General features: G+C 46.8%; 23 protein-coding genes. 2 read left to right on the top strand and 21 right to left on the bottom strand.

Annotation, left to right across the window (positions count from 1 at the left end):
* Positions 1-601: 601 nt before the first annotated feature.
* From putP to ACTWPM_RS08940, 12 genes are all read right to left on the bottom strand, one after another.
* Complete coding sequence (gene putP / locus ACTWPM_RS08995; protein ID WP_443132721.1) at positions 602-2,113, bottom strand: sodium/proline symporter PutP; 1,512 nt, start codon at positions 2,111-2,113, stop codon at positions 602-604.
* A gap of 6 nt (positions 2,114-2,119) precedes the next feature.
* Entirely contained in the window at positions 2,120-2,248 is a 129-nt protein-coding gene (locus ACTWPM_RS08990) for a hypothetical protein (protein ID WP_443132720.1), read from the bottom strand.
* 362 nt (positions 2,249-2,610) lie between these two features.
* Complete coding sequence (gene pruA, locus ACTWPM_RS08985) at positions 2,611-4,161, bottom strand: L-glutamate gamma-semialdehyde dehydrogenase (protein WP_443132719.1); 1,551 nt, start codon at positions 4,159-4,161, stop codon at positions 2,611-2,613.
* A gap of 290 nt (positions 4,162-4,451) precedes the next feature.
* Entirely contained in the window at positions 4,452-5,594 is a 1,143-nt protein-coding gene (locus ACTWPM_RS08980; protein ID WP_443132718.1) for a CamS family sex pheromone protein, read from the bottom strand.
* A 117-nt stretch (positions 5,595-5,711) separates the two neighbouring features.
* Entirely contained in the window at positions 5,712-7,721 is a 2,010-nt protein-coding gene (ligA, locus tag ACTWPM_RS08975) for an NAD-dependent DNA ligase LigA (protein ID WP_443132717.1), read from the bottom strand.
* A gap of 15 nt (positions 7,722-7,736) precedes the next feature.
* Positions 7,737-9,971, bottom strand: coding sequence for a DNA helicase PcrA (gene pcrA / locus ACTWPM_RS08970; RefSeq protein ID WP_443132716.1), 2,235 nt, complete (start codon positions 9,969-9,971; stop codon positions 7,737-7,739).
* Between the two features lie 17 nt (positions 9,972-9,988).
* A complete protein-coding gene (locus ACTWPM_RS08965) occupies positions 9,989-10,681 on the bottom strand; it encodes a heptaprenylglyceryl phosphate synthase (RefSeq protein WP_443132715.1) in 693 nt (230 codons plus the stop codon).
* A gap of 165 nt (positions 10,682-10,846) precedes the next feature.
* Entirely contained in the window at positions 10,847-11,452 is a 606-nt protein-coding gene (locus tag ACTWPM_RS08960) for a YitT family protein (RefSeq protein WP_443132714.1), read from the bottom strand.
* Between the two features lie 60 nt (positions 11,453-11,512).
* Positions 11,513-12,616, bottom strand: a complete 1,104-nt coding sequence (gene thrC, locus ACTWPM_RS08955) for a threonine synthase (protein WP_443132713.1) — start codon at positions 12,614-12,616, stop codon at positions 11,513-11,515.
* Between the two features lie 916 nt (positions 12,617-13,532).
* Positions 13,533-13,835 carry a YerC/YecD family TrpR-related protein gene (locus ACTWPM_RS08950; protein ID WP_014641879.1) on the bottom strand — a complete coding sequence of 101 codons (303 nt, stop codon included), beginning with the start codon at positions 13,833-13,835 and terminating at the stop codon, positions 13,533-13,535.
* 20 nt (positions 13,836-13,855) lie between these two features.
* On the bottom strand, positions 13,856-14,902 hold the full coding sequence (locus ACTWPM_RS08945; RefSeq protein WP_443132712.1) for a DUF3048 domain-containing protein: 1,047 nt from the start codon (positions 14,900-14,902) through the stop codon (positions 13,856-13,858).
* A 39-nt stretch (positions 14,903-14,941) separates the two neighbouring features.
* The gene (locus ACTWPM_RS08940; protein WP_443132711.1) at positions 14,942-16,687 is read right to left on the bottom strand and encodes an adenine deaminase C-terminal domain-containing protein; all 1,746 of its coding nucleotides are present in this window, start codon (positions 16,685-16,687) and stop codon (positions 14,942-14,944) included.
* 74 nt (positions 16,688-16,761) lie between these two features.
* Between ACTWPM_RS08940 and ACTWPM_RS08935 the strand changes: the two genes are divergently transcribed.
* Positions 16,762-17,013, top strand: coding sequence for a YgaP family membrane protein (locus ACTWPM_RS08935; RefSeq protein ID WP_443132710.1), 252 nt, complete (start codon positions 16,762-16,764; stop codon positions 17,011-17,013).
* 69 nt (positions 17,014-17,082) lie between these two features.
* Entirely contained in the window at positions 17,083-17,187 is a 105-nt protein-coding gene (locus tag ACTWPM_RS08930) for an EYxxD motif small membrane protein (protein WP_443132709.1), read from the top strand.
* Here ACTWPM_RS08930 and purD read toward each other — a convergent pair.
* The 9 genes from purD to purC are packed head-to-tail and all read right to left on the bottom strand — an operon-like array spanning position 17,161 to position 26,826.
* Entirely contained in the window at positions 17,161-18,426 is a 1,266-nt protein-coding gene (gene purD, locus ACTWPM_RS08925; protein ID WP_443132708.1) for a phosphoribosylamine--glycine ligase, read from the bottom strand. The two genes, ACTWPM_RS08930 and purD, sit on opposite strands and share 27 nt — an antisense overlap.
* Positions 18,427-18,444: 18 nt before the next feature.
* Complete coding sequence (purH, locus tag ACTWPM_RS08920) at positions 18,445-19,974, bottom strand: bifunctional phosphoribosylaminoimidazolecarboxamide formyltransferase/IMP cyclohydrolase (RefSeq protein WP_443132707.1); 1,530 nt, start codon at positions 19,972-19,974, stop codon at positions 18,445-18,447.
* Positions 19,971-20,549 (bottom strand): phosphoribosylglycinamide formyltransferase, encoded by a 579-nt coding sequence (gene purN, locus ACTWPM_RS08915; RefSeq protein ID WP_443132727.1) that lies wholly within the window; start codon positions 20,547-20,549, stop codon positions 19,971-19,973. The genes purH and purN overlap by 4 nt, the downstream gene beginning before the upstream one ends.
* Entirely contained in the window at positions 20,546-21,568 is a 1,023-nt protein-coding gene (gene purM / locus ACTWPM_RS08910; protein WP_443132706.1) for a phosphoribosylformylglycinamidine cyclo-ligase, read from the bottom strand. The genes purN and purM overlap by 4 nt, the downstream gene beginning before the upstream one ends.
* Positions 21,569-21,586: 18 nt before the next feature.
* A complete protein-coding gene (gene purF / locus ACTWPM_RS08905; RefSeq protein ID WP_443132705.1) occupies positions 21,587-22,999 on the bottom strand; it encodes an amidophosphoribosyltransferase in 1,413 nt (470 codons plus the stop codon).
* Positions 22,975-25,203 (bottom strand): phosphoribosylformylglycinamidine synthase subunit PurL, encoded by a 2,229-nt coding sequence (gene purL, locus ACTWPM_RS08900; protein ID WP_443132704.1) that lies wholly within the window; start codon positions 25,201-25,203, stop codon positions 22,975-22,977. The genes purF and purL overlap by 25 nt, the downstream gene beginning before the upstream one ends.
* Complete coding sequence (gene purQ, locus ACTWPM_RS08895) at positions 25,187-25,870, bottom strand: phosphoribosylformylglycinamidine synthase subunit PurQ (protein ID WP_443132703.1); 684 nt, start codon at positions 25,868-25,870, stop codon at positions 25,187-25,189. Before purQ ends, purL begins: the two co-directional genes overlap by 17 nt.
* A complete protein-coding gene (purS, locus tag ACTWPM_RS08890; RefSeq protein WP_089754368.1) occupies positions 25,871-26,116 on the bottom strand; it encodes a phosphoribosylformylglycinamidine synthase subunit PurS in 246 nt (81 codons plus the stop codon). It lies immediately after the preceding gene.
* Positions 26,104-26,826, bottom strand: a complete 723-nt coding sequence (purC, locus tag ACTWPM_RS08885; RefSeq protein ID WP_443132702.1) for a phosphoribosylaminoimidazolesuccinocarboxamide synthase — start codon at positions 26,824-26,826, stop codon at positions 26,104-26,106. Before purC ends, purS begins: the two co-directional genes overlap by 13 nt.
* Between the last annotated feature and the right edge of the window lie 109 nt (positions 26,827-26,935).

Raw genomic sequence — 26,935 nt, 5'->3', positions numbered from 1 at the left:
AGCTTGAGCCATAGACCGAAGGTGTTTTTTGATACCCATAAGATCATCCTTTCTTAGAAAATTCTTCAAAGAAGGATAACGTTTATAAAGGGTTATACGAAATTATGAGCTTAGCTTGACGGGTATGCGCCATTTCCCACCAACCCAGCCACAGAAGAATAACGAACCCTGCCAGAATAGAGAGTGCTCTTTTTCTTAACTGGTCTTAAATGCTTCTATGACAGGCTATTCCCCATCTTTATAGCATGACAAATCCTCATGCTCCCATGCTCATTTTGTGCATTAAGAAGATATCTTAAGTGGTTTCGAGTTGCTTATTTGGCAAGGTACGGAGGGGGACGATGTAGACTCCTGCGGGATGAACATGATCGGTGAGATCCCGCAGGGCTGTTAAGCCCGAGGAAGCTCAGCACATGCCCGAGGAAAGCGAAATCGTCCCCCGTAGGACCTTCACTCTAACCCAATATCTCGAAACTGAGCCTCACACTAAACGGTCCTTTTCTTTAACAAGTCTTTTACTAAAAATCAACATTAGACATTAAAAGAGCGAAATAAAAAAGACCCCTGCAAGCAGGGATCTTTTTTAAGCAGGTTCATCGAATTAACGACGGGCTGCTTCATCAAATTCTTCAATAATTTCTTTCGGCGGCTCACCCGCAGCACTAACTGCAATGGCTACAATTAAGTTCAAGATGAAACCAGGTACGATTTCATAAAGATCAAAGATACCGCCGCTCAGGAAGTCACCCCATACAACAACAGTTACCGCACCGACAATAATACCGGCAAGCGCACCGTTACGGGTGATGCCTTTCCAGAACAAGGACAAGATGATGATCGGACCGAATGCGGCACCGAATCCTGCCCAGGCATAAGATACAAGATCAAGTACAGAACTGTCCGGGTTTCCGGCAATCAATACGGCAATTAATGCGATACCGGCAACCGCAACACGTCCAACCCATACAAGTTCACGCTCAGTTGCATTTGGACGGAACAGCGCTTTATAGAAGTCCTCTGCAAGAGCAGAAGAAGATACAAGCAGCTGAGAGTCAATCGTACTCATGATTGCAGAAAGAATAGCTGCAAGCAGGATACCTGCGATGACAGGATGGAATAGAATTTGTGAGAAGGTTATGAAGATCTTCTCAGCATCGGCAAGCATCTGCACGCCGCCTTCACTCATAACTTCTGCATTAAACGTACTCAAATCGCCAACATCAGCTGTGTTAATGTAAGCAAGTCCAACAAGACCTGTGAAGATCGCACCGTAAAGACCTAGAACCATCCAGCCTACACCGATAAAGCGGGCTTTCGGAACATCTTTAGGTGAACGAAGGGCCATGAAACGTACAAGAATGTGAGGCTGCCCGAAATAACCAAGACCCCAGGCTAGAGATGAAATAATAGCTAATGCGCCTACTCCCTGTACCATGTTTAAGTGAGCCGGGTCGATTTGACCGACAGCATTGACGGCATTGTTCCAGCCGCCCAGTTCAGAAATAGCTACAATTGGCACGGCAATTAGAGCCAGGAACATAAGGATACCCTGAACAAAGTCTGTCCAGCTTACAGCAAGGAATCCTCCAAGGAAGGTATATGATATCGTTACAATAGCTCCAAGCCAAAGAGCTTGTGTATAACTTAATGCAAAGGAAGCTTCGAACAGCTTCGCGCCGGCAACCATACCGGAAGAGGTGTAGAATGTGAAGAATAATAAGATAACGGCTGCGGAAATAACACGCAGAACGTGAGATTTATCACGGAAACGGTTTTCAAGGTAGTCCGGTACCGTAATGGAATCGTTGGCCACTTCTGTAAATACACGCAGGCGGCGGGCCACAAACTGCCAGTTTAGATAAGCACCAATAGCGAGACCTACACCAATCCAAGCCTCGGATAAACCTGATGCGTAAATCGCACCTGGAAGACCTAATAGTAACCAGCCACTCATATCAGAGGCACCGGCACTAAGTGCGGCTACTCCTGGACCGAGACGGCGGCCGCCTAATACATAGTCAGATAAATCACTAGTTAAACGATATGCGGCAAATCCAATACCAAGCATACCAATTAGATAAATAATAAACGTTATTAACGTTGCTGTACTCATGTTTTTTTAGTCGCTCCTCTCAGTAAATAATGAAATAATGGATAAGATAATTAAGATAGGCATAGGGACAAACAACCAGAACCAGGTCGCCCCTGAAATGGAATATGAAGCAGCTGCAGTCGCTAGTTCAAACACATTTTCACCTCCTGTATGTCGTAATATGCACTCCTATGCAATAGTTTTTACTTGTGATACATAAGTCATAGAAGTCTCAAAAGTCAAACACAAGTACAACTATATCATAGTATAATTACAAGAACATTGCAAAAATTGAGACATATTATCGAATGTGAATTTTTATGCGTTAATATTGTATTTATATACAAATATTAGCGGATTTAACTATAAACATTCATTAATTTTTTTAAATTTTTTTGGCGCGTTTACCATTTTTTATCTAATTGTTCTTATCTGCGACTACATGTAGTATGCTCCATTTTCTAAAAAAAACCCATTCTCCGCTTTTATTTATCGCAGAGGATGGGTTTTATTATGATTTACAGCATTTCAGAAGTGGTCTTTCCTTGCATATGGTGGTACAAGTAGTCAGGGCCACCGGCTTTGGAGTCAGTACCGGACATATTAAATCCTCCAAATGGATGGTAGCCGACAATCGCCGCCGTACAGCCGCGGTTAAAGTATAAGTTTCCAACATGGAAATCTTCCCTTGCCTTTTCAATGTGCTGACGGTTATTGGTAATCACAGCACCGGTTAGACCATACTCTGTGTTATTGGCAATTTCCAACGCTTCATCAAAAGAGGAAGCTTTCGTAAACCCTACCACAGGTCCAAAGATTTCTTCCTGCATGATTGTACTGTCAGGAGCCAGATCTGCGAAAACGGTGGGCTCAATAAACCAGCCTTTGCTGTCATCGCCTTTTCCTCCCGCCATCAGCTTCCCTTCTTTCTTACCGACCTCAATATAATTGAGGATCTTGTCATAAGCTCCCTGATCAATGACCGGCCCCATGTAAGAACGGTTATCCGCAGGGTTACCATGACTTACTTCAGCTTTCGTTTTTTGGACGACACGCTCGAGCAGTTCATCGTACACAGCTTCATGAGCCACAACCCGGGAGCATGCCGAACATTTTTGACCAGAGAATCCAAAAGCAGAATAAGTAATCGCGTCCGCAGCTAATTCAAGATCAGAATCCTTATCAACGATAATCGTATCTTTACCGCCCATTTCGATAATGGTCCGCTTCAGCCACTTTTGTCCTTCATGAACTTTAGCCGCTCGTTCAAAGATCCGTGTGCCGACTTCGCGGGATCCAGTAAAACTGATAAATCGAGTCCGAGGGTGGTCAACTAGGTAATCGCCCACTTCTTTCCCGCTGCCGGGGATGTAATTGATGACTCCGGCGGGAAGACCAGCTTCCTCCAGTACCTCCATCATTTTATAAGCAATAATAGGTGTGGAGCTTGCCGGTTTGAGTAAAACCGTGTTGCCGGAGACCATAGCTGCGGTGGTCGTCCCACACATAATTGCAAACAAGAAGTTCCACGGAGAAATAACTACACCTACACCAAGCGGGATGTAGTGGAACCGGTTATTTTCGATCGGACGGGAATTGATTTCTACACCTTTATCAATCTCAAGCATCTGGCGCCCGTAAAACTCCATAAAATCGATAGCTTCCGCTGTATCGGCGTCTGCTTCTTTCCAGGGTTTACCGCCTTCTTTAACAAGATGAGCTGTAAACTCATGCTTACGCCGGCGGACAATGGCTGCGGCACGGAATAAGATGTCAGCACGGAACTGAGCTTTTGTTTTGCGCCACCAGCTAAAGGTTTCGTCTGCAATTCTATGTGCTTTTTCTGCGAGATCCTGTTTGGCTTTCGCTACGTATCCAATAACTTCTTTCTTATCTGCTGGATTTACAACTTCAATTTTGTCATCGGTCATAATTCGTTCGCCGCCGATAATCAAAGGGTACGTCCTGCCTAGTTCTGCTTCCACCTGCTTAATGGCAGATTCAAGGGCTCTGCGATTTTCTTCAATACTGAAATCGGTAAATGGTTCATGTTTATAAGGGACCACCATGGTTACCCGCCTCCTAAAGGAATAAATACATACAGACGCCGGGTAATTTTCCTGAAAATTACCACGACTTTTCCAAAGCTTATTTTACCGCAACTTCTTCTCTTCCACAAATTAAATAACTGCAAATAATCTCATTTAGTTCGGTTTAAATACTTGTATAGAATACAACTCTTCACATAGTTTAATTTCGCATATATAAGCATAGTAACTCGTATTTTCTCGAAATTTGCAGGTTCTCATCACCATATAAAAAGCCGCGTCGATGTTTAGCATCCACGCGGCTAAGATATTTATTCATAGATATGAACGAAAGGTTCCTCTTCGCCTCCCTGTTGGACAATGAGGCTTTCCTGTTGATCCATACTGTTAATTTTCACTTCTACATCGTAATGGTCAGGGAACATCTCAACCACAAGGCCGTACACATACTGAGTGAAGCCGACGACTTCTGACTGGGAATGGAACTGAATCGGAATATCAATTGACACTTGCTGAAGTTCGTCATTTACATAAAATCCGTTGGCAATCATACCTACGAAGTTCGGGAAGTAATCGGATACTTCATCGCGGAAATCAGAGAAAATCTGTGAATCTTCAAAGTAATCATTCTCTGCTTCCTTCGAAGGGAAAAGCACGTGTTTTTCATCAATGTCTTTCCAGTCCCCAATAGAAGAGGAAGAGCCTTTAACCATGGTTTTAGTCAAAAATTGCCCAGGAACCTCGGAACTAGCTTCTTCTTCTTCATAAAGAGCAAACACTACCGGTACGTTCTTCAGCTCTTCCCGTTCTCTCAGTCGCTTTAGAATCGTTCCAGCATATTCTTTCCCCTTTTTCAAAAGCTCTTCTGTAGAGTGGTCTTCTTTATAATCTCTTCCTTCAGCCGTGAAGTTGTAGACCGTTCGCAGGGAAATACCAATAGTTATCCCTTCTAACTCCACGACATCATCATCTTTTTTAACCAGGTAATCCTGCTCCACAATGTTCGATATATATTTAGGATTTTTCCGGAACTGTTCAGCGGTCGCTTCGTCTTCTTCAAGCTCCGGATTCAATCCTTCTTCTCCCTCTTCGTATCTAGACAACCAGCTAAGCAGTGTATCTCCGCTCAGAAATTGTCCAGGCTGAAAAAAGTATTCCTCCGGATCGTAGTATTCCTTAGAATGCCGCCTGAGTCCTTGTTCAAACTCGGCGATGTCCATCCGGTTCCCCATTTGATTCACCGTGACCGAACGGGCTTTTGATACTTTGGAACGATCTTCCGATAAAATCATGCGGTATGTTTCTTCCGAGATACTATGATTCGGAACGATCGAGGACTGGTTACTGTTTTTATCCTTTGTTTCTTGAGTGACTTCATCCTTATTATCAAACACTGGCGTACACGCGCTAACCAAAAGCAATAAACCAACCAATAGTGCATGCCACTTCCTCATGTTTCCCACTCCCCATGTAATTACGTGAAACGATGATCTGCCGTGAATTGTGCCGGGCTTTCCTGCTTGTCCCCAAGGCTCCACTCATTTACATGTCAGGAGTGGCGCCTGTCTGTTTTATTCCGACTGAGTTGCCGCTTGTTTGAACTGCTCTTCGTCCCATATCTCCACACCTAGCTCTTCTGCCTTGGTATACTTCGAGCCGGCATCTGCTCCAGCAATCAGGATATCCGTCTTCTTACTGACACTTCCGGTGACGTTTCCGCCCAGTTCTTCCACGATGCTCTTAATATCAGATCGTTTGTAGTCTTCCATCTTACCTGTAATGACGACTGTTTTGTCCGCAAACGGAGAATCCGCAGGTGCTTCCTGCTTCCTTACTCCTTTATACTCCATATTAATCCCGAGCTGCTTCAACTCTTCCAATAACTGGATGACCTGAGGTTTATCAAAATATCTCGCAATTGAGTCAGCCATTTTCTCACCGATTTCTGGAATACCTTCGAGTGTTTCAGCATCGGCAGCTGCTAAATCATCCATATGACCAAATTCCTGGGCGAGAGTATTGGCTGCTTTTGTGCCTACATAACGGACACCGAGCCCGAACAACAACCGTTCCAGTGAATTTTCCTTGGATGTTTCAATCGAGTTTAATAAGTTCTGAACTGATTTTTCACCCATACGCTCAAGCTTCAACAGTTCTTCGCGCTCCAGCTTGTACAAGTCTGCGATGTTGTGAATCAGCTTTTCTCTGAACAGCTGGGCAATTACTTTCTCCCCAAGACCTTCAATATCCATGGCATTCCGGGATACGAAGTGGATGAGAGCTTCCCTGAGCTGAGCCGGACAGTTTGGGTTAATGCAGCGCAAGGCGACTTCTTCTTCTAGACGAACGAGCTTGCTTTCGCATTCCGGGCACAGTTCCGGCATATGGTACGGTTCTTCTTCACCGCTTCGCTCATCCTCTAAGACACGAACCACTTCTGGAATGATGTCACCGGCTTTCTTAATAACAACGGTGTCGCCGATGCGAATATCGCGTTCTCGAATCAGGTCCTCATTATGAAGAGAAGCACGCTGAACGGTTGTGCCCGCTACTTTGACCGGCTCTAAAATCGCGGTAGGCGTCACAACACCTGTACGTCCGACACTCAGTTCAATATCCTTAAGAGTCGTAATCGCTTCTTCTGCTGGAAACTTATAAGCTGTCGCCCAGCGGGGGCTTTTAGCGGTAAAGCCAAGCGTGTCCTGCTGATCCAGACGATCCACCTTAATAACGATCCCGTCTATTTCATAATCAAGATCCTTGCGCTTTTCTACCCAGCTATGAACATAGTCGATTACTTCATCAATATCGTTACACTTCTTCCATTCCGGATTCGTTTTAAGACCGAGCTTCTCCATTTGCTCCAGACGTTCACTGTGGGCCTCGGAGGACTCATCCTGCCATTGACCAATTCCGTAAAGGAAAATATCCAGATTACGCTTCGCTGCAATCTTTGGATCAAGCTGGCGCAAAGAACCTGCTGCTGCGTTTCTTGGATTAGCAAATGGCTCATCCCCGCGTTCTTCACGTGCTTCATTCAAAGCGTTGAAGGATTGCTTCGGCATATACGCTTCGCCTCGAACTTCAAGAGTTTCGGGCTGCTTTAGTCTGAGCGGAATATTACGGATGGTGCGGAGGTTTTTCGTAATATCTTCACCGGTCGTCCCGTCGCCTCGTGTGGCTCCACGAACGAATACACCATCCTCGTAACGGAGGGAAACGGCGAGACCATCTATTTTTAATTCGCATACATAGCTCACATCTTCATCGGTCCCTCCGCGCACCCTGCGGTCGAAATCTCGCAGTTCCTGATCGTCAAAAGCATTACCAAGACTCAGCATTGGCACGTCGTGCTGCACCTTCACAAATGCATCCAGTGGTGCACCGCCGACGCGCTGAGAAGGAGAGTCTGCTGTTTGAAAATCTGGAAACTCCTCCTCAAGCTCTATCAGCTCCTGCATTTTCTGATCATATTCATAGTCAGGAACGCTTGGGGCATCGAGCGTGTGATATTCATAGCGGTATTGCTCTAATTCTTCTCTTAGAGAATCAATCTTTTTCTTTGCTTCATCTGCGTTCATAACTATCCCACTTCCTTACGCTTTCGTTATCGGTGCATACCGTGCAAGTAATCGCTTAATGCCGGTTGGAGCTGGAAAAGCGATATCGAGCTCCATCGCATCCCCTTCACCCTGCACATTCACAACGGTTCCTTCGCCCCATTTTTTATGGGCAGCTTTATCACCAGGATTCCATGTAATTTTCTCACCGCCGGTAGATTCTTTCGGCTGTGATTTCTTCGCAGCCCGCTTCTTCGGCTGCGGTGCCGAGCCCTGCGCTCCTGCAGGTTCACGTTTTTTATTGAAGAATGGCAGCTCTTCCGGCTGTTCTTTACCTTCTACAAGATCCTCCGGAATTTCATTGATAAAACGGCTGATCGGATTCATATTCGTCCGGCCGTACAACGTACGCATTTTCGCATGGGTAATGAACAGCTGTTTCTCTGTCCTGGTAATGCCTACATAAGCGAGGCGGCGCTCTTCTTCCATCTCTTCCTCTTCCATCAGGGCCCGGCTGTGCGGAAACACATTCTCTTCCATCCCTATGAGGAAAACAAGCGGAAATTCAAGACCTTTGGCGGAGTGAAGCGTCATCAGCGTAACCGTATCATCACTACTAGGGTCTTCATTCATGGAATCGATATCCGCAATCAGGGCAAGATCCGTCAAAAAGGCAACGAGTGTCTTATCTTCACTGTTTTCTTCAAAGTTCTTCGTGACCGATTTGAATTCTTCTATATTCTCAAGACGGCTTTGCGCCTCTATACTTTTCTCATTCTTCAGCATTTCTTCATATCCTGTTTTCGTAATAACATCCTGCACCATATCGGTGGCAGACAGAAATTCCTGCTGCTGGGTCCAGTTTTGGATCATTTTCCGGAAAGCCATGATCGCCTTGGCTGCTTTTGCACTTACACCTACGAAGTCAACTTCCGCTGCCGCTTCATATAAAGAAATGTCGTGATCCGCTGCATAAGCCATCATCTTATCCATGCTCGTCTTACCAACGCCGCGCTTCGGTTCATTCACCACACGCTGGAAACTGAGATCATCATTCGGATTCGCGATCAGACGAAGATAGGCAAGCATGTCCTTAATCTCTTTACGATCGTAGAACTTCGTGCCGCCGATCATTTGGTAAGGTACCCCGGCTTTTACGAAAGTCTCCTCAATGGTACGGGACTGGGCATTCGTCCGGTATAAAATGGCTGCATCTTTATATTGAAAACGTCCCTGCCTGATTAAATCTTCAATTTTATCAGTAACAAACAGAGCTTCTTCGCGCTCGGTGTTCGCCTGATGGTAATGAATTTTTTCACCGCCGGCGTTATCCGTCCACAGCCGCTTCGGCTTACGTCCGCTGTTATTATCGATCACATTGTTAGCTGCATTCAGAATCAGCTCGGTGGAGCGGTAGTTTTGTTCAAGCAGAATGGTACGGGCATTCGGATAATCACTCTCAAAATTGAGGATGTTCTGAATGTCCGCTCCGCGCCAGGCGTAAATCGACTGGTCGGAATCCCCTACCACACACAAATTCTTATACCGGCTGGCGAGCTGCTTGACTAATTGATACTGGGCGTGGTTCGTATCCTGATACTCATCAACGTGAATATACTGGAACCTGCGCTGGTAATATTCCAGCACTTCCGGCACCCGGTCAAATAACGACAAGGTCTGCATGATGAGATCATCAAAATCGAGCGACTGGTTTTTGCGAAGCTTCTTCTGATAGCCTTTATAAATCTTGGCAATTTGCTCTTCATGCATATTGCCAGCTTTCTGTTCATAGTCTTCCGGCGTCAGCAGTTCGTTTTTCGAATTACTGATGGCCCCAAGCATCGCTCTTGGGTCCCACCGTTTCGGATCAAGATTAAATCCTTTCAATACTTGCTTGATCACGGAAAGCTGATCGCTCGAATCAAGGATCGAAAAATTACGGTCATAACCAATCCGGTCGATGTCACGCCTCAAGATCCTTACACACATAGAGTGGAAGGTGGACATCCAGATCTTTTCTCCATCTTTTCCCACAAGCGACTCCACCCGATCCTTCATCTCGCGGGCAGCTTTATTCGTAAAAGTAATCGCAAGAATATTTCGGGGAGCTGCATCTTTCTCACTTAATAAATAGGCAATCCGGTGCGTCAGTACGCGGGTTTTCCCACTTCCTGCCCCTGCCATGATCAGTAAAGGTCCTTCTGTATGAGTCACTGCATTTCTTTGTTGTTCATTCAAGCCTTTAATCAAGGCATTTATTGCTTGTGCCATCGTACACCATCCTTAACTCAAAAATTAGAATTTTTCGCTGCTCTGACTGTTTTCAACGCAGCATCAAGGTCTTCGTACAGCACGTTGCCGACGACGATCACGTCTGCACAGGCACTCATTTCTTCTGCCTGCTCACTGGAACGGATCCCGCCGCCGTAAACGACTGTTGTATGTTGTAGTTCATTCTTTATCTTTCTAACAAGCTCAGGGTCTCCGTAGGTGCCGCTGTATTCTAAGTAAAAAACAGGCAAATGAAACATATGCTCAACCATCCTCGCATAAGCGAGAACATCCTCTTCCTCAGGGAGATAACATTCGGCATGCTTGAAAACCTTAGCTTCTTCATTCAGGACGCAATAACCTTCGACCACGATTTGATCCCAGTCCATTATATCGCCGTACTCCTTCACCGCTTTATGATGAACATCGAACATCCATTTTTTCTCACGGCTGTTCAGTACCATAGGAATGAGATACCCATCGAATTCGGGAGCAATTACTTCTATATCTGAAACTTCCAATAAACAGGGCACGTCGTATGGCTGGACGCGGTCGAACAAATCACTCACATTTTCAAAGGTTACACCGTCCGTGCCTCCAATAATCACAGCATCCGTACCTGATTCCAAGATTAACTGCAGGTCATGATCCGATAAATTCTTTTGCGGATCGAGTTTGAAGACATGCTTCCACTCACTCAGTTTGTTCATTTCCGTCCTCCAAAAAAACTTTTGTCCATTCACTTATTATAGCAAACTTTGCTTACTGGGTTGAATGGATAAGGGAGATAAATTACCGAATGTTTTATGTCTGCCTGCCCATGCGCACAAAAGCCCGCATCCAGCTACTTTTTTATTTCAACACAAAAAAGCCGCTCAATCTAAAATTGAACGACTCGGGAATAACCTGGACGACGTGCAGAGCATCGTCACCAGCCCCACACTTAATATAGTAATTGTAGATAAAAGCAGCGTCTCCATGGAAAAAACATAACCGCTTATCCCAATGATCATAAGGTCAATGAAGAAAATGACAAAACCGACGTTCATTCGTGAAATATCTGCAATCATTTGGGCAAGAAGATCTGTTCCGCCGGTGCTTGTCTTATGGCGGAGCATCAGTCCGATTCCTCCTCCTACGAACGCACCGCCAACGATGGAACTGAGAGCTGGATCAAGCGGCAGATGATAAGCTCTGAGCCCATGAAGAATATCAATGAAAAAGGAGGAGATGAGCAGCCCATGAAGACTGTTATAAAAATAAGCGCGATACCTGAACCAGGCAAAGGTAAAAATCGGGATACTGCATAAAATGATGGTGAACCCTACTTTTAATCCCCAGACATAATTGGCAATCAGGCCAACTCCGATCATCCCCCCATCAAGAACATGATCCGGCATGAGGAAAAAGTTTATGCCAAGCGATATAAATAAGCTTCCTAACAAGATCATCAGACCTTTTTTCAATAAGGATTTCATCATAAAAATCCCCTTTTTGGACAGGTTTCTTCTAACCTATGCCTGTCCTGCCCTCCTTAGAAGCTATTTCTTCAAGCCTGTGCCGCACAACACCATCACTATCGTTTCATCGGGATGAACGATCTCAGCTTCATATTTCTGATAAGCTGCATATGTTGCAGCAGTGGTGGGTTCTACATAGAAACCTTTCCCGGCAAGTTCCTGCCGCGCGGCCTTTATATCACCCTCCGGCGCTGTCACGATCGTGCCCCTTGTATCTTTAACTGCTTCGATAATCTCTTCCCCACGCATCGGATCAGCAATGGCAATTCCTTCAGCGAGCGTACCTTTATTCTCTACCGGACTCACTGACTCTCCGCTTATAAAAGCCTCGGCAATTGGCGCACAGGATTCTGACTGGACACCTATTATTCTAGGCAGGCGGTTGGTGACCCCGGCTTCTTTTAAATTTTGAAATCCAATATAAGCTCCAAGCAGAAGCGTTCCATTCCCGACCGGAAGAATGAGGGAGTCGGGCACTTTTTCTCCGAGCTGCTCCCAAATTTCAAAGGCAAATGTCTTCGTACCTTCGTAGAAAAAGGGATTGTACACGTGACTGGCATAGTAGAGATTTTCATTTTCCACTGCATTTTTGGCTGCCTGTGCCGTATCCTCACGTGATCCGGGAATCTTATGAATATAAGCCCCGTGAGCCTCGATCTGGGCGAGCTTTTTTTCAGAAGTTGAAGCCGGGACGTAGATACGGCAGTTCATTCCGGCTCTTGCGCTGTAGGCTGCAATAGCTGTGCCGGCATTACCGCTGCTGTCGGCAATGACAGAAGATACGCCGAGTTCTTTCGCTTTTGCGATTAAAACAGCAGCTCCTCGGTCTTTAAAAGAACCCGTAGGCATGAGGTAATCCATTTTCATGAAAAGGTTCGGATGATCAGCATCCAGGGGGACAAGCGGGGTCATCCCTTCCCCCAGAGTAATAGAGGCGTATGTATCCGCTTTTTCAAAAGGCAAAGCTTCCTGATAGCGCCACATGGATGCCTGTCTTTCTTTAATCTTCTTTATTGGAAAGTCCACAGGATAGGGCTTCATCCGGAAAACACCTTCCTCCGGCTTCCACTCCGTCCGATTTGGAACATATTCATTGTTCCACTTATCTACAAACACAGCCTTCATCACCAACACTCCATTCTTCATATATAAGTTCCACTCTGTTAAAAATCTCCCTGCTAACCTTCCAGTAAAGCTCCCTTTTTGTAAAACTTGATTTCGAGATAGTTGTTGAGCGGAACGTCCTTCGGGGGACGACTTCGCTTTCCGGCCCTGCACGACACAGGGTCGTTCGACGTTGCCACACGACGTGGCGTTCTTAGTCGAACTTCTTCCGGGGGGAGCTTCCTCGGGCTTAACAGCCCTGCGGGATCTCACCGATCATGTTCATCCCGTTCTTACACTTTTTTTAGTCTTAATCAAATATCAGAACATAAACGACATGGAGAGCTATCCAGCTCCAGCACCTAGCGTCTAGTGAGACTTCCCTCACTTCTGTACGATAAGGCAACATCGAATCGCTCCGCTCTTCGTGTTTTCTTTATCTCCGACAGCTCAGTCCAGTCCATACGACGCTGACCAAGGTGCTTCCGCTTTTAACCTAGGAGTCTTCGTCGTCCCCCTCCGGACCTTGCGATATATGGAGCTCAAACTTATAACCATGAGCGTGTATGTGTGGTTACTTCCCGCTATAGAAGCATTTGAGCCGGATCAATCGCATATAGAAAGGGGCCGTTCACTCTTCAATCATAGGGTGGTGAAGGAAACAAGGAGACTCCCGCGGGAGAAGGAGCTAGGCGAGACCCCACAGGGAGTGAAGCGACCGAGGAGGCTTGCCAGTTCCCCCGCAGGAAAGCGAGTTGTTTCCGTAGCCAGCCCCTCTCCATATTAGCAACGGACCAAACATATCTCGAAGTCGAGTCTTACAGTAACCGGCCCTATTGCTTAATAAGCCTATTATGAAATTTAACAAGATGTTTAAAATAGCAGATACAAAAAAACAGCCCAACTTAGTACACGAATTGGACTGTCTCCTGCTGACTTATTCCGTTTTCTTTTCCTGAACACGATCAAGCGCCTGGGTATAGGCATCGTTGCCGTAGTTCAAACAACGCTTCACACGTGAAATGGTTGCGGTGGACGCACCTGTTTCCGTTTCGATTTTATGATACGTATATCCATCTCTAAGCATACGGGCAACCTCAAGGCGCTGAGCCAGGGATTGAACTTCATTCATAGTCGCCAGATCATCAAAAAATTCGTAACATTCTTCCACATTCTGCAGAGAAAGAATCGCTTCGAACAATTGATCCAGCGTCTTCCCGCGTAGTTTATCAATCTGCATGTGTCAAGATTCCTCCTTGGTTACTTTCTATATGTGGTTTCTATTCTTGCTTGCTCCGGGATAATATTTACCCAGGTTTTGCCCGGGGTGAAGCGAATAGGGCGTCCGTCTCGATAAGGCAGGAGCCTTCCGTTCACGTTTTTCCATTCTGCCTCTATTATTTTCCCATTTTGTAGTAGATACCCGTTTCCACCGGAAGTTAAATCTATTGCCCGCCGGCCTTGTGAATCAATAATCGCATGTTTTGTCTCAACGATCCAGACGTTATCTACAGTTAACCGTTCTCCGTTCAACTGATCAACCGATGGTTCTCCGTCACTCGAACGCTCAAACCGCCCATCTGCCCCACGAACTGTATAAGTAACCGTTTCTTCAGGGCGCTCGGAGTAAATAATCCTTACTTCTTCGACGAAGGATCCTTCCGAGGTTTCCCCGTTTTCTTTTTCAAAAGGTAACGCCTCGATGCTCTCAGGTTTCTCGTATCCCTTTTCTTTCATGAATCGCTCAATCCCCTGAGTCCGCAAATAGGAATTGTGGGGAGCTTTTCTTTCGCTGGACCGTTCAAATAGCCAGCCGTTGTTGTCATAGCCTGCCCCGTCAAGATAAGGGATACCGCTTTCAGCGACATAACGATTGATCGCTGTAGATGCTCCGTGATACACATACAGCGCATTGAATCCAGCAGCCAGCTCATTGTAATACGGTCTGGCACTTCTCACTGGTCCTATTGTATCAGGTAGTTGACTATGAAACAAAGCTAAAAAACGGGTGATCTGCGCTTCTGCCAATACTTCAAAAACGATATCTGCCTGGCTTAAGCCGGATTGAGGCCGGGCTTTTGTATGATTATTAATCATCACAGAAACCACCCGATGATCCGCCTGCCCCTCAGCCGGTTCTCCGGTTAATGGAAAAACGTCTCCATCATCTTCAAGCTCCTCATTTTCTTTAGAAACCCCATCAGGGGCTTCTGATGATGGTGCCGGCTCCTGAGGGGCTCCTCCCGCGCAGGCCTGCAGAGGCATCAGCACACAACCAAACAGCAGCATCCAGGTTAACCTTCTCATCTCGCACTTCCCTCATCATTTTTTTCATATCATTCTATACTATCTCATGATGGAAGGATAGAGTACTTCTTTCTTTTTCACGTCCATGATACCAAGCGGTGTGATTCGAATATAGGGCAAATGCATCGAAGATAAGAAAAGCAGGGTGTACACAGGATCTGAGAATGAAAACCCGTAATCCTTCAAATACTCCTTCAGCTTGCTTTCTTCCTGCATCAAATCCTCAAGCGGCAGATCGGACATGATCCCGCCAAGCGGAAGAGGCAGCTCAAAGACAACTTTCCCTTGATCAACGAGCACGATTCCACCACCAATTTCTTTCATTCGGTTAAACGCTTTTTCAATATCCGCACGCGATTTTCCAATCAGGATAAGGTCCCCCGTGTTGGAATAAGAGCTTGCTAGAGCACCAAGGGAATCCGTGAACCCTTTGAGCAGGGTGTTAACGGTCCATTTACCCTCCCGGTCCATGAGCATGAGAAAGGCTTCATCCGTATCGTCGGGAAGTTGCGCCGCAGATGTATCAATATCAATCGCATAGGGTTTCATAATGACATCATTCACCATCTCCATCCCAATTGGCATAGAGAACTGCATATCCTGTTCGTTCATGTCCCAGTCCAGATTTAGATGATCAATGCCGTTCTTTTTCCACTGAATGGAGTTTTCGGGTGTGATATCCTCTCCATCGCGCTTTACCCACTCCCCTTTAGCGATAACTGAATGTGGAGTTGGGTCCTCCGGCTTCGTTAAAAAGTTCAAGTGAGCTACTCGTCCTGAATTAATACTGCCTACACGATTTTCAATGTTAAAATGACGAGCTGGCTGATAGGTGGCCATCATATAAGCATCAATCACAGGTACACCCGCTTCTATAGCAAGCCGTATGCACATATTGATCAGTCCTTCACGATAGAAGCCAGGCGTTGATCCATCGGTAGTGTACATCATGTGATCATAGTGATGATGATTCTTTTCTTTCAGTCCCTCAAAAATCTGCGGCAGATCTGGCCGTATGGAGGAATAGCGGATTCCTGTCTGGTAACCAACCGAAAGCCGTTTAATTACATCATCGGCTGTCATGGATTCGTGTTCTGAATCCATGCCTAAAAGACGCATTTTCACAAGTGTTTTTTCACTGGCCCCAGGTAAGTGAGCCTCAAGCGGCTTGCGGGCGCGTTTCGTCTCCTGCATCCAGTGCAGGATCTGTTCATCACCTTTATATAAGACGTCCGGCCAGGCGGTGAGTTCACCACCCTGAATGACAGCATCGTGTTCAATCCAGGCAAGAACTTGTTCGTCAAAGGCTTCACGCTCTTCGTCTCTTAAGACAGACTGGGGATCAAAGCGTGCCCACCAGTACATCGTGGCCGGTAAATCCATAAATTCTTCAAGCAGCGAAAACGCTTTCTCTTTTTTTGTTAAAAAAAGCCACATGAGGTTATCGTTGATTAATGATGTGGTACCTGTGCGCGCTGCATATTCCGCTAAGCTTCGGGGATTATATAATTGAAAAGGATGGGCGTGGGGTTCGATATACCCAGGGACAATATAACTGTCCTTTCCATCAATGATTTCTGTTCCTTCTAAATTGGCAGGAAGCTCCGAACCGGTATAAATGATGCGGTCTTCATACAACCATATATGTCCAGTCATCCATTGCTTTAAATACACATTTAAGTAAGTGGTATGTTTAATTAACTTGGTTGGCGCATGCGTACCATCCATGACGCTTGCGTGTTCACGCAGCTGCCGGTTACGCCAACGGAATCGTGTTTCATTCATGGAGCGTCCTCCTCTGTTTCAATATGTACTATGGTAACACAGGAAGTCTCTAAGTGGTAAGGAGGAAGCCGATCATGAAGCCAAATATTGGCATCATCAACTCAATGGTTCGTATTACAGCTGGTCTTAGCATGCTGACATTACTAACCATTCGAGCAAATAAGACAAAAGAAGTCCACCCTATGCTTGTGGTTCTTGCGTCAATGAAAGTAGCTGAAGGTATTGTCCGCTACTGCCCGTTAACCGCAGCTTTTGAAGAAATGTCTGAAGAAACGGACGGAATTGAACAGGGATGGCAGCAGAATTTAAACAAGTTCAGCAGTTAATGATCGGGTTGATCCCGAAATAAAAAAAGGACGGGGCAATCCCCGTCCTTCTTATAAAGGATGAAATCAATGGACTTTATGGAATATTTAACAGATGTCGGATTCGTTGTCATCACGATCATCGGTTCGATTGCGGCCCTATTTTATCTAGGTGTCCGTCGAAGAAATCGATGAGCGTCCGATATCACGGCGATAGAAAAAGTCAGAGAACCCTTCAAAACAGTTCAAATAATCATAAACGCCATCCAGTGCCCGGGCCAGATTTTTATCTTTAGCTCCTACAAGCAGGACGCGCCCGCCGCTGGATACATAACTTTCTTCGTCCTTTTCCGTACCGGCGTGGATCGTAAACGCGTGATCGTTTGCTTTTAATACAGGTAACGGCCGCCCTTTCTCATATCCCCCCGGATATCCGCTCGAAGCGACGACCACACCTGCGCATGCCTCGTTCGACCAGGCAAGTTCAGGGTCCTTGCCTTCAAGAACATCCATGATCACCTGCACAAGATCATTTTCAAGCAGTGGCAGAACCACCTGAACCTCGGGATCTCCAAAGCGCGCATTAAACTCAATCACCTTTGGCCCCGCTGGACTTTCAATCAGTCCAGCATACAAAATTCCGGTAAACGAACGTCCTTCTTTTACAAGAGCTCGCGCCGCCGGCTCCAGGATAGAAGAAACCGCTGTTTGATACGCTCCTTCTTCTAATTCAGGCACGGGAGCATAAGCCCCCATTCCGCCCGTATTCGGACCCTGATCTCCGTCAAAAGCCCGCTTATGATCTCTTGCAGGAATCATCGGGTACACATTGTCCCCCTGGACGAAAGCCATTAAGGAAAACTCTTTCCCCTGCAAAAATTCTTCGACGACAATTTCTTCACTGGCTTCACCAAACTGGCCGCCAAGCATCTCTTCAACGGCGCCGATCGCCTGCTCTTCCGTTTCTGCAACGACAACCCCTTTGCCTGCAGCCAGACCATCGGCTTTCACGACAATCGGAGCCCCTTTTTCTTTAATATACTCGATAGCAGGCTCAGCGTCCGTGAATGCCTGATAGGAAGCGGTCGGAATCTCATATTGCTCCATAATCTGTTTCGCAAAATGTTTACTTCCTTCTATCAGTGCAGCCTGTTTACCAGGTCCAAAAACCTTTAAACCCGCTTCCTGAAAAGCATCAACGACTCCTTCAAGCAGTGGATTTTCAGGACCGACCACCGTCAGGTCGACGTGGTTATCTTTTGCAAAGCGAACCAGTTCCTCCTGATCGGTTTCCGGTATAGCTACACGCTCAGCCAGTTCTTCCATCCCCGCATTTCCAGGTACGGCATAAAGCATCGTCGCCTGTTCACTTTCTGAGAACTTACGAAGCAGGCTGTGCTCTCTTCCACCGCGACCGATGACCATGATTTTCATTCCTGTCCACCTCTTCCTTTAATGTTTGAAATGACGCATTCTTGTAAATACCATGGCGATTCCGTGCTTGTCACAGGCTTCAATCGAATCCTGATCCCTTTTTGAACCGCCTGGCTGGATGATAGCGGTAACGCCGGCTTCAGCTGCTGCTTCAACCGTATCCGGCATCGGGAAGAAGGCATCAGAAGCCATAATGCTCCCTTCCGCCTGTTCATCTGCTTGCTCAAGAGCAATCTTTGCAGCTCCTACACGGTTCATTTGACCCGCACCTACACCAAGTGTACGGTCGCCTTTAGCAATAACAATCGCGTTCGATTTCACATGCTTCACTACTTTCCAGCCCAGCTTCAAATCATGAAGCTCCTGATCGGTCGGCTTCCGGCTGGTCGCTACTTCAAGTTCAGTTACATCAACAGAACCTTCATCAGTATCCTGAACAAGAAGACCTCCACTTACACTGGTAAGCTTATGGGTCTGCTGCTCCGCCTTTTTCATATCAATGGTAAGCAGGCGCAGATTTTTCTTTTTCGTCAGAAGGTCCAGAGCTTCCTGACTGAAGGAAGGTGCAATGATAATTTCAAGGAAGATCTCTTTTAATTTTGCGGCTGTGGCCTCGTCCACTTCACGGTTCAAAGCTACAATACCACCGAAAATGGAGACAGGATCTCCTTCGTAGGCCTTAACGTACGCCTCATATATGTTTTCACCAACGCCTACACCGCACGGATTCATATGTTTTACAGCAACAGCTGCCGGCTGTTCAAATTCAAGTACGACTTCAAGCGCTGCGTTGGCATCCTGGATATTGTTATACGATAGCTCTTTGCCGTTCAACTGTTCTGCCTGGGCAAGAGAGGCGCCTTCAAAATTTGCTTTTTTATAAAAGCTTGCGGATTGATGCGGGTTTTCTCCATAACGTAAGGATTGTACTTTCTCGTACGTAGCTGTGTAGGTTTCCGGGTAAGCTTCTTCTGTCTGAGCGGTAAAGTATTCTGCAATCATTGCGTCGTAGTTAGCCGTATGACGGAAGACTTTCGCTGCAAGGTTCCGGCGTTTTTCATAGGTGAGTTCATCTTTCAAACCGGCAATCACTTCCTCATAGTCGGACGGATCCACAACAACTGCTACATCTTCAAAGCTCTTCGCTGCTGCCCGCAGCATCGTCGGGCCGCCAATATCTACGTTCTCAATAGCGTCCGCTTCCGTCACTCCTGGTTTAGCAATTGTGTCCTTGAATGGATATAAATTAACGGCAACCAGATCAATGGTCTGGATCTCCAGTTCATCCAGCTGCTGCATGTGGTCTTCATTGCCACGCTTGGCTAAGAGACCGCCATGAACGGCCGGGTGAAGAGTTTTGACACGCCCATCCATAATTTCAGGGAAATCGGTAATTTCAGAAATCGACAGCACCGGGATACCTGCTTCTTCGATCGTTCGCTTCGTCCCGCCGGTCGAGATTAGTTCGTAGTCTAGTTCATGCAGCTGCTTCGCAAATTCTGTTAATCCTTGTTTATTTGATACGCTGAGTAAGGCGCGTTTCTTCATTTCGATTCCTCCTTGACCAGTAAAGACTGAATAACTTCTGGGTACAGCCGGTGTTCGACCGCCTGAATTTTTTGTTTCACATCTTCCTCCGTATCGCTATCTTTGATGCGGATCGCTTCCTGATCGATAATCGGTCCGGTATCCATGCCTTCATCAACAAAATGCACCGTAACACCGGTAACTTTCACTTTTTTATCGAGCGCCTGGCCAATCGCATCTTTACCTGGAAAGGCCGGGAGCAGCGAAGGATGAATGTTTACGATTCGGTTCTGATAAGGCTTAAGGAGCGTCGGGCCGAGCAGTCTCATATAGCCAGCTAACACGATGTAATCAATGTTTCTGGAGCGGCAGTCTTCAAGAAGAGCTGCTTCGTAGGCCGCTTTGTTTTCATACACTTTTGGAGTAAAAACGACGGTATCAATATCATGGCGCTGGGCTTTTTCAATAACGGGAGCTCCGACACGATCACAGATCAAAAGAGAAATGTTCGCTTCAAGATCTCCTCTTTCAACGGCTTGGACGATGGCGTCGAAATTCGAACCTGTGCCTGAGGCAAAAACCGCTAAATTCCTCATAACCATTGAATTCCTTCCTCATCTGTAACCTGTCCGATAACAACGGGTGTCTCTCCGTCTTCCTGCAAGGCAGCAAGTGCCTCTTCCTCCTCCGCTTTCGATACAACCGTAACCATACCAATGCCCATGTTAAACACACCGAACATGTCTTCCTCGGTTAGCTGTCCATATTTCTGCAAGAAAGTGAAGATGGAAGGCGCCGACCAACTAGTCCGGTCGACCTGAACTCCAAGTCCCTCAGGCAGTGCGCGCGGAATATTTTCATAAAAACCGCCACCTGTAATATGAGCAATGCCCTTGATGGTGACCGCCTGTTTTAACCTCCCGAGCGCCGGGACATAAATCCGTGTCGGGGTGAGAAGCTCTTCTCCAAGCGGGCGCCCGAATTCGGGATAGACTTCGTTCAGATAAAGCTCACTTGATTCGATAATTTTTCGTACAAGTGAAAAACCGTTAGAGTGCACACCTGACGAAGAAAGACCGATAAGCACGTCACCTGCTTGAATCGCTTCGCCGGTTACCAGCTGCTTTTTATCGGCCATACCAACGACAAAACCGGCAAGATCGTATTCATCCTGCTCGTACATGCCAGGCATTTCGGCCGTTTCCCCGCCGATCAGAGCCGCGCCTGATTGTTCACAGCCATCTGCGATTCCTTTGACGATCTGTTCGATACGCGCCGGTTCATTTTTTCCACAGGCAATGTAATCTAAGAATAAAAGGGGGTCTGCTCCCTGAGCCGCAATATCGTTGACGCACATCGCAACAACATCCACCCCGATCGTATCATGTTTGTTCATGTCAAAGGCGAGTTTCAGCTTCGTTCCTACGCCATCCGTTCCAGTGACGAGAACCGGATGCTCATAATTCATTTCACTAATATCGAACAGTCCGGCAAAAGCACCAAGACCACCCATCACTTCTTTACGCATCGTTCGCTGCACATGCTTTTTCATGCGCTCGACGGATTCGTAGCCAGCTTCCACATCTACACCGGCCTGTTTATATGATTCACTCATCGAGGTTCCCCCATTTCTCTACAGCTTTTCATACGGATGTGCGGTATTCGGATAAATCTCTGTCGGGTAATTACCCGTGAAGCAGGCCATACACCCTCCGTGTTCGATCGATTCCTCTCCTTGATAGATGGCTTCGTTCAGACCATCAGGACTAAGGAAAGTCAGACTATCAGCGCCAATTTGCTCTTCAATTTCTTCTACCGAACGGTTAGAGGCAATTAATTCACCACTGTTCGCCGTATCAATGCCATAATAGCAAGGGTTTTTAATCGGCGGAGAAGCGATGCGCACGTGAACTTCGCTGGCTCCAGCTTCCTTCAGCATTTTGACAATGCGCCGGCTGGTCGTTCCTCGCACAATGGAGTCATCGACCATAACTACCCGCTTCCCTTCCACAATGCCGCGTACCGCTGACAGCTTCATCTTGACCCCTTGCTCACGGAGCTCTTGAGAAGGCTGGATAAAGGTACGGCCTACGTAACGGTTTTTAATGAGTCCGAGCTCATAAGGAATGCCGGATTCCTCCGCATAGCCGATCGCTGCTGAAATACTTGAATCTGGTACTCCAGTAACTACATCCGCTTCTATCGGGGCTTCTTTAGCAAGCGCCTTCCCCATTCGTTTACGTGAGGCATGCACGTTTTTTCCGTCCAGGTTGCTGTCAGGTCTTGAGAAGTAGACATATTCCATCGAGCAAAGTGTCCGCTGAATCGGCGAAGCGTAGCGTTTTGCTTCTACTCCCTCATTCGAGATGACCACAAGTTCGCCAGGCTTCACTTCACGTTCGTGTGTGGCTCCGATCACATCGAACCCGCATGTTTCGGAAGAGACCACCCAGGCATCGCCCATTTGTCCAAGGCTGATCGGACGCAGACCCCGTGGGTCATTCGCGACAAACATTTGATCCTCTGTCATTAATAAGAAAGCGTAGGCTCCTTTAATCATAGACAAAGCCTCCATAATGGCTTCATCGAGAGGAAGGTGGCGTGATCTTTTAATTAAGTGAGCGACCACCTCAGTATCAGACGTAGTCTGGAGAATACTTCCCTGTCCTTCGAGCTGGCTTTTGAGTGCCTGCGCGTTGACCAAATTCCCGTTATGAGCAAGAGCGAGAGTGCCCGTCTGAGACCGGAAGACCAGCGGCTGAATATTTTCGTAGCCGCCGTCGCCTGCTGTCGCATAGCGGACATGTCCGGCAGAAGCATGGCCTTTTAATTCCTGGAGCTGATTCTGGGAGAAGACCTCATTAATGAGTCCATGTCCTTTATGGAGCTTCATTTGTTCCCCGTCTGTCGTGACAATCCCAGCACCCTCTTGACCGCGGTGCTGCAAAGCATGCAGACCATAATACGTCAGCTGAGCAGAATCAGGATGCCCCCACACCCCGAAAATACCACACTCTTCGTTTAAACCTTTGATTTCACCAGGCATGGGATCGCTCCTTTCCACGTTTGTTTAAGCTTCGTTGTCTGATCTTCCAAAATGACTTGATCGTTTGACAGGATACGATACACCCCGTCTTCTGTTACATTTCCGATCGCACGGGCTTCAGGAATCAATTTTTCAAAAGCTTCCTTATCTTCCGGTTTTACCGACAGTAGAAAGCGGGATTGAGTTTCTGAAAATAAAGCAGTGGTTGGATCACCTTCGATGGTCACCTCACAGCCTAATTCTTTATCAAACAGGCTTTCTGCAAGCGCTACTCCTAGTCCGCCTTCTGCAAGATCGTGGGCTGACTGAACGAGACCGGAACGGATCGCAGTCAACACCTGGTTCTGACGCTGAGCTTCTATTTGTAAATCGATGACTGGTGCCGGGCCGAAATGGCGTGCTTCGAGCAGCCCCTGCAGTTCGCTTCCTCCGAATTCCGCCTTCGTTTCTCCAACGATATAAATCACATCGCCGGCTTGCTTCATATACGACGTAGTGATGTGGGCCGTCTGTTCAATGAGACCGACCATGCCGACAATCGGTGTCGGATAGATGGCCTGACCTCCAAAGGATTCGTTATACAAGGAAACATTGCCGCTGATGACGGGTGTACTCAGTTCATTGCAGGCTGCACTCATCCCGTCCACACTCTTTTCCATCTGCCAGAAGATTTCTGGATTTTCCGGAGAGCCGAAGTTCAAACCGTCTGTCAGTCCAAGCGGTCGTCCACCGGAGCAGACAATATTTCTGGCTGCTTCTGCGACAGCAATTTTTCCGCCTGCTTCCGGATCTACATAAATGTAGCGGGAGTTACAGTCGGTCGTCATGGCGAGGGCTTTATCAGTACCCCGCACGCGTAACACGGCTGCATCTGATCCTGGAGATACGACCGTGTTCGTCTGGACCATGGAATCATACTGGTCGTAAACCCATTCTTTACTGGCGATTGTTGGCTGGCGAAGGAGGTTATGAAGCGTATATTGATAATCCGTTACGGTTGGCACATAAGGCTCCATTGCCTGGAAATCATTATAGTAAGCCGGAATTGCAGATGGTTGATGATAGACAGGTGCATCCTCTGCCAGACTGTCCACCGGTACATCTGCCACTACCTCTCCTTGATGTTCCAGACGGAAGCGTTTCGTATCGGTAACCTCTCCGACCGCTACGGCTTCCAGGTCGTATTTACGGAACACTTGGGCAATTTCTTCCTCGCGTCCTTTTTCGACGACAAGCAGCATACGTTCCTGAGACTCAGACAGCATCATTTCATATGGCGTCATGTTCAGTTCACGCTGCGGGATCAGATCAAGGTTCATCGTCATGCCCGTCCCGGCTTTACTGGCCATTTCACTGGCCGATGAAGTAAGACCTGCCGCGCCCATATCCTGAATACCTACAAGAGCTTCGTGCTGAATAACATCCAGACAAGCTTCAATAAGTAGTTTTTCCATGAATGGATCGCCGACTTGTACCGAAGGACGCTTCTCTTCGGATTCTTCGGAAAGCTCTTCGGAGGCAAACGTAGCCCCGTGAATGCCATCTCTTCCGGTTTTAGCTCCGACGTACATAACCGTATTGCCAATCCCGGCAGCAATTCCTTTTTGAATATCCTTGTGTTCGATCAACCCGACACACATAGCGTTTACAAGCGGATTACCGTTGTAGGCATTATCGAACTGAACCTCTCCGCCTACTGTCGGAACACCGACACAGTTGCCGTAGCCTGCGATTCCGCGAACTACCTCTTCGAACAGGTATTTAACGCGAGGCTGTTCCAGTGATCCAAAGCGAAGCGAATTGAGTAAGGCAATTGGACGTGCCCCCATCGAAAAGACGTCTCTTAAAATACCGCCGACGCCGGTCGCTGCACCCTGGTAAGGCTCAACAGCAGAAGGGTGGTTATGACTTTCAATTTTGAAAACCACTGCCTGTTCATCGCCGATATCAATGATTCCCGCTCCCTCACCCGGGCCTTGCAGTACTTGCGGTCCTTCAGTTGGAAATTTTCTTAGAAGCGGTTTGGAGTTTTTATAACTGCAATGCTCCGACCACATAACGGAGAATAGACCGGTTTCTGTATAATTCGGGCGGCGGCCGAGAATGCCTTTAATCGAAGCATACTCTTCGTCCCTCAGTCCCATTTCACTGTAAAGCTTTTGCTGTTCAATCTGCTCCGGGCTGATTTCAAGCTTTGATGGCATGGTTATTCCTCCAATGTGTCAAAATAGACTGGAACAAACGCAGTCCGTCTTCATTTCCAACGAGAGCTTCCACTGCTCGTTCCGGGTGAGGCATCATGCCGAGCACGTTACCTGCTTTATTCGTAATTCCAGCAATATTACCTACAGAGCCGTTGGGATTGTTTTCATACGTGAAAGCAATCTGACGGTTCTCTTTCAGTTCCTGGTAAGTGGCTTCATCACAATAATAGTTTCCATCGCCATGGGCGATCGGGATGCTGATTTTTTCCTGCGCTTCATAGTCACGTGTGAACATGGTCTCTGCATTTTCCACGTTTAATGTTTCAAAATGGCACATGAATTTCAGATGCTTATTGGATAACATAGCTCCTGGCAAAAGCCCCATCTCAAGCAGAATCTGGAATCCGTTACATACACCAAGTACCGGTTTGCCCGCTTCCGCTGCTGCACGGATCTGACTGATCACATCCGAAGTAGACGCGATGGCTCCTGAGCGCAAATAATCTCCATAAGAGAATCCGCCCGGCAGCAGGACTGCATCATACGAACTCAAATCCGCTTCCTGGTACCAGACGAGATCTGCTTCTTCTCCGAGGGCGTCTTTAACAGCGAAGTACATATCACGATCACAGTTAGAGCCTGGAAATACGACGACAGCAAATTTCACTTAGACAACCTCCTCGATCGTGTAGGTGTAATTTTCAATGACTGGGTTCGCAAGCAATTGATCGCACATCTTGTCTACCTGCTCTTCAATATCGTTCGTGTCTTCCATCATAACTTCCATATACTTGCCAACACGGACCTCGCTGACGTTTTTATACTCAAGAGAATGCAGGGAGTTCTGTACCGCTTTCCCCTGGGGATCAAGAACCCCTTCTTTTAATGTGATGTAGATCTTTACTTTGCGCATGTGTTTTCCTCCAGTCGCTGTAATATTAGTTCGTACGTCTCGATCAGGTTTCCAATACCCTCGCGGAATACATCCTTGTCCAGTTTCTGTCCGCTCTCCAAATCCCAAAGACGGCATGTATCTGGTGAAATTTCATCAGCCAGCACGATCGTTCCATCAGCGAGCCGTCCGAATTCCAGTTTGAAATCAACAAGCTGAAGTCCAGCCTCTTTAAAAAGTTCGATCAGGTGTTCATTGATGGTAAGGGCCATTTCTTTGATGCGGGTTAATTCACGTTCGCTGACATCCGTCAGATGATAAGCATGAACGTCATTAATGATCGGATCATCCAGTTCATCTTTTTTATAAAATAATTCGACAATCGGCGGGGTGAAGGTTGTTTTTTCTTCGATACCAAGCCTGCGCGTAATGCTTCCGGCAGCGACATTGCGGACTACCACTTCCAGAGGAATGATGGTCGTTTTCTCAACTAATTGTTCCGTATCGGTCAACGCTTCAATAAAGTGGGATGGAATGTGATGCAGCTTTAAATAGTCAAATACTCGGGAGGTAATCAAGTTGTTCAGCCGACCTTTGCCTTCAAATTGATCTTTTTTCTTGCCGTTAAAGGCAGTGGCGTCGTTCTTATAAGATAAAATTAAACGTTCCGGTTGATCCGTCACGTGATAAACTTTCTTGGCTTTTCCTTCATATAACAGCGAACCCTTCATCAATAGACACCTCACTTAATTATAGAAATAACAGATTGGTAATTTGGTAATTTATGTATGACCTGGTCTGTAAATGAATGGAGGACCAGGTCATACAGTTTTTGGTAGT

It is taken from the genome of Halobacillus sp. K22, from assembly GCF_052246795.1.
Taxonomy (GTDB): Bacteria; Bacillota; Bacilli; order Bacillales; family Halobacillaceae; genus Halobacillus.
Note: the sequence above shows the minus strand (reverse complement) of the source record. Positions and strands in the feature narration are given on the sequence as shown.

Coding starts and splice junctions, on each gene's coding strand:
- purH (WP_443132707.1), bottom strand. CDS start 19,974: ATGAAGAAACGCGCCTTACTCAGCGTATCAAATAAACAAGGATTAACA.
- purN (WP_443132727.1), bottom strand. CDS start 20,549: ATGAGGAATTTAGCGGTTTTTGCCTCAGGCACAGGTTCGAATTTCGAC.
- purD (WP_443132708.1), bottom strand. CDS start 18,426: ATGAAAATCATGGTCATCGGTCGCGGTGGAAGAGAGCACAGCCTGCTT.
- ligA (WP_443132717.1), bottom strand. CDS start 7,721: ATGAACGCAGATGAAGCAAAGAAAAAGATTGATTCTCTAAGAGAAGAA.
- pcrA (WP_443132716.1), bottom strand. CDS start 9,971: ATGGCACAAGCAATAAATGCCTTGATTAAAGGCTTGAATGAACAACAA.
- purF (WP_443132705.1), bottom strand. CDS start 22,999: ATGCCTGGTGAAATCAAAGGTTTAAACGAAGAGTGTGGTATTTTCGGG.
- ACTWPM_RS08965 (WP_443132715.1), bottom strand. CDS start 10,681: ATGAACAAACTGAGTGAGTGGAAGCATGTCTTCAAACTCGATCCGCAA.
- ACTWPM_RS08945 (WP_443132712.1), bottom strand. CDS start 14,902: ATGAGAAGGTTAACCTGGATGCTGCTGTTTGGTTGTGTGCTGATGCCT.
- ACTWPM_RS08980 (WP_443132718.1), bottom strand. CDS start 5,594: ATGAGGAAGTGGCATGCACTATTGGTTGGTTTATTGCTTTTGGTTAGC.
- purM (WP_443132706.1), bottom strand. CDS start 21,568: ATGAGTGAATCATATAAACAGGCCGGTGTAGATGTGGAAGCTGGCTAC.
- putP (WP_443132721.1), bottom strand. CDS start 2,113: ATGAGTACAGCAACGTTAATAACGTTTATTATTTATCTAATTGGTATG.
- ACTWPM_RS08935 (WP_443132710.1), top strand. CDS start 16,762: ATGAAGCCAAATATTGGCATCATCAACTCAATGGTTCGTATTACAGCT.
- ACTWPM_RS08950 (WP_014641879.1), bottom strand. CDS start 13,835: ATGCAGATTGATAAACTACGCGGGAAGACGCTGGATCAATTGTTCGAA.
- ACTWPM_RS08940 (WP_443132711.1), bottom strand. CDS start 16,687: ATGAATGAAACACGATTCCGTTGGCGTAACCGGCAGCTGCGTGAACAC.
- ACTWPM_RS08960 (WP_443132714.1), bottom strand. CDS start 11,452: ATGATGAAATCCTTATTGAAAAAAGGTCTGATGATCTTGTTAGGAAGC.
- purL (WP_443132704.1), bottom strand. CDS start 25,203: ATGCCATCAAAGCTTGAAATCAGCCCGGAGCAGATTGAACAGCAAAAG.
- purS (WP_089754368.1), bottom strand. CDS start 26,116: ATGCGCAAAGTAAAGATCTACATCACATTAAAAGAAGGGGTTCTTGAT.
- thrC (WP_443132713.1), bottom strand. CDS start 12,616: ATGAAGGCTGTGTTTGTAGATAAGTGGAACAATGAATATGTTCCAAAT.
- ACTWPM_RS08930 (WP_443132709.1), top strand. CDS start 17,083: ATGGACTTTATGGAATATTTAACAGATGTCGGATTCGTTGTCATCACG.
- pruA (WP_443132719.1), bottom strand. CDS start 4,161: ATGGTGGTCCCTTATAAACATGAACCATTTACCGATTTCAGTATTGAA.
- purC (WP_443132702.1), bottom strand. CDS start 26,826: ATGAAGGGTTCGCTGTTATATGAAGGAAAAGCCAAGAAAGTTTATCAC.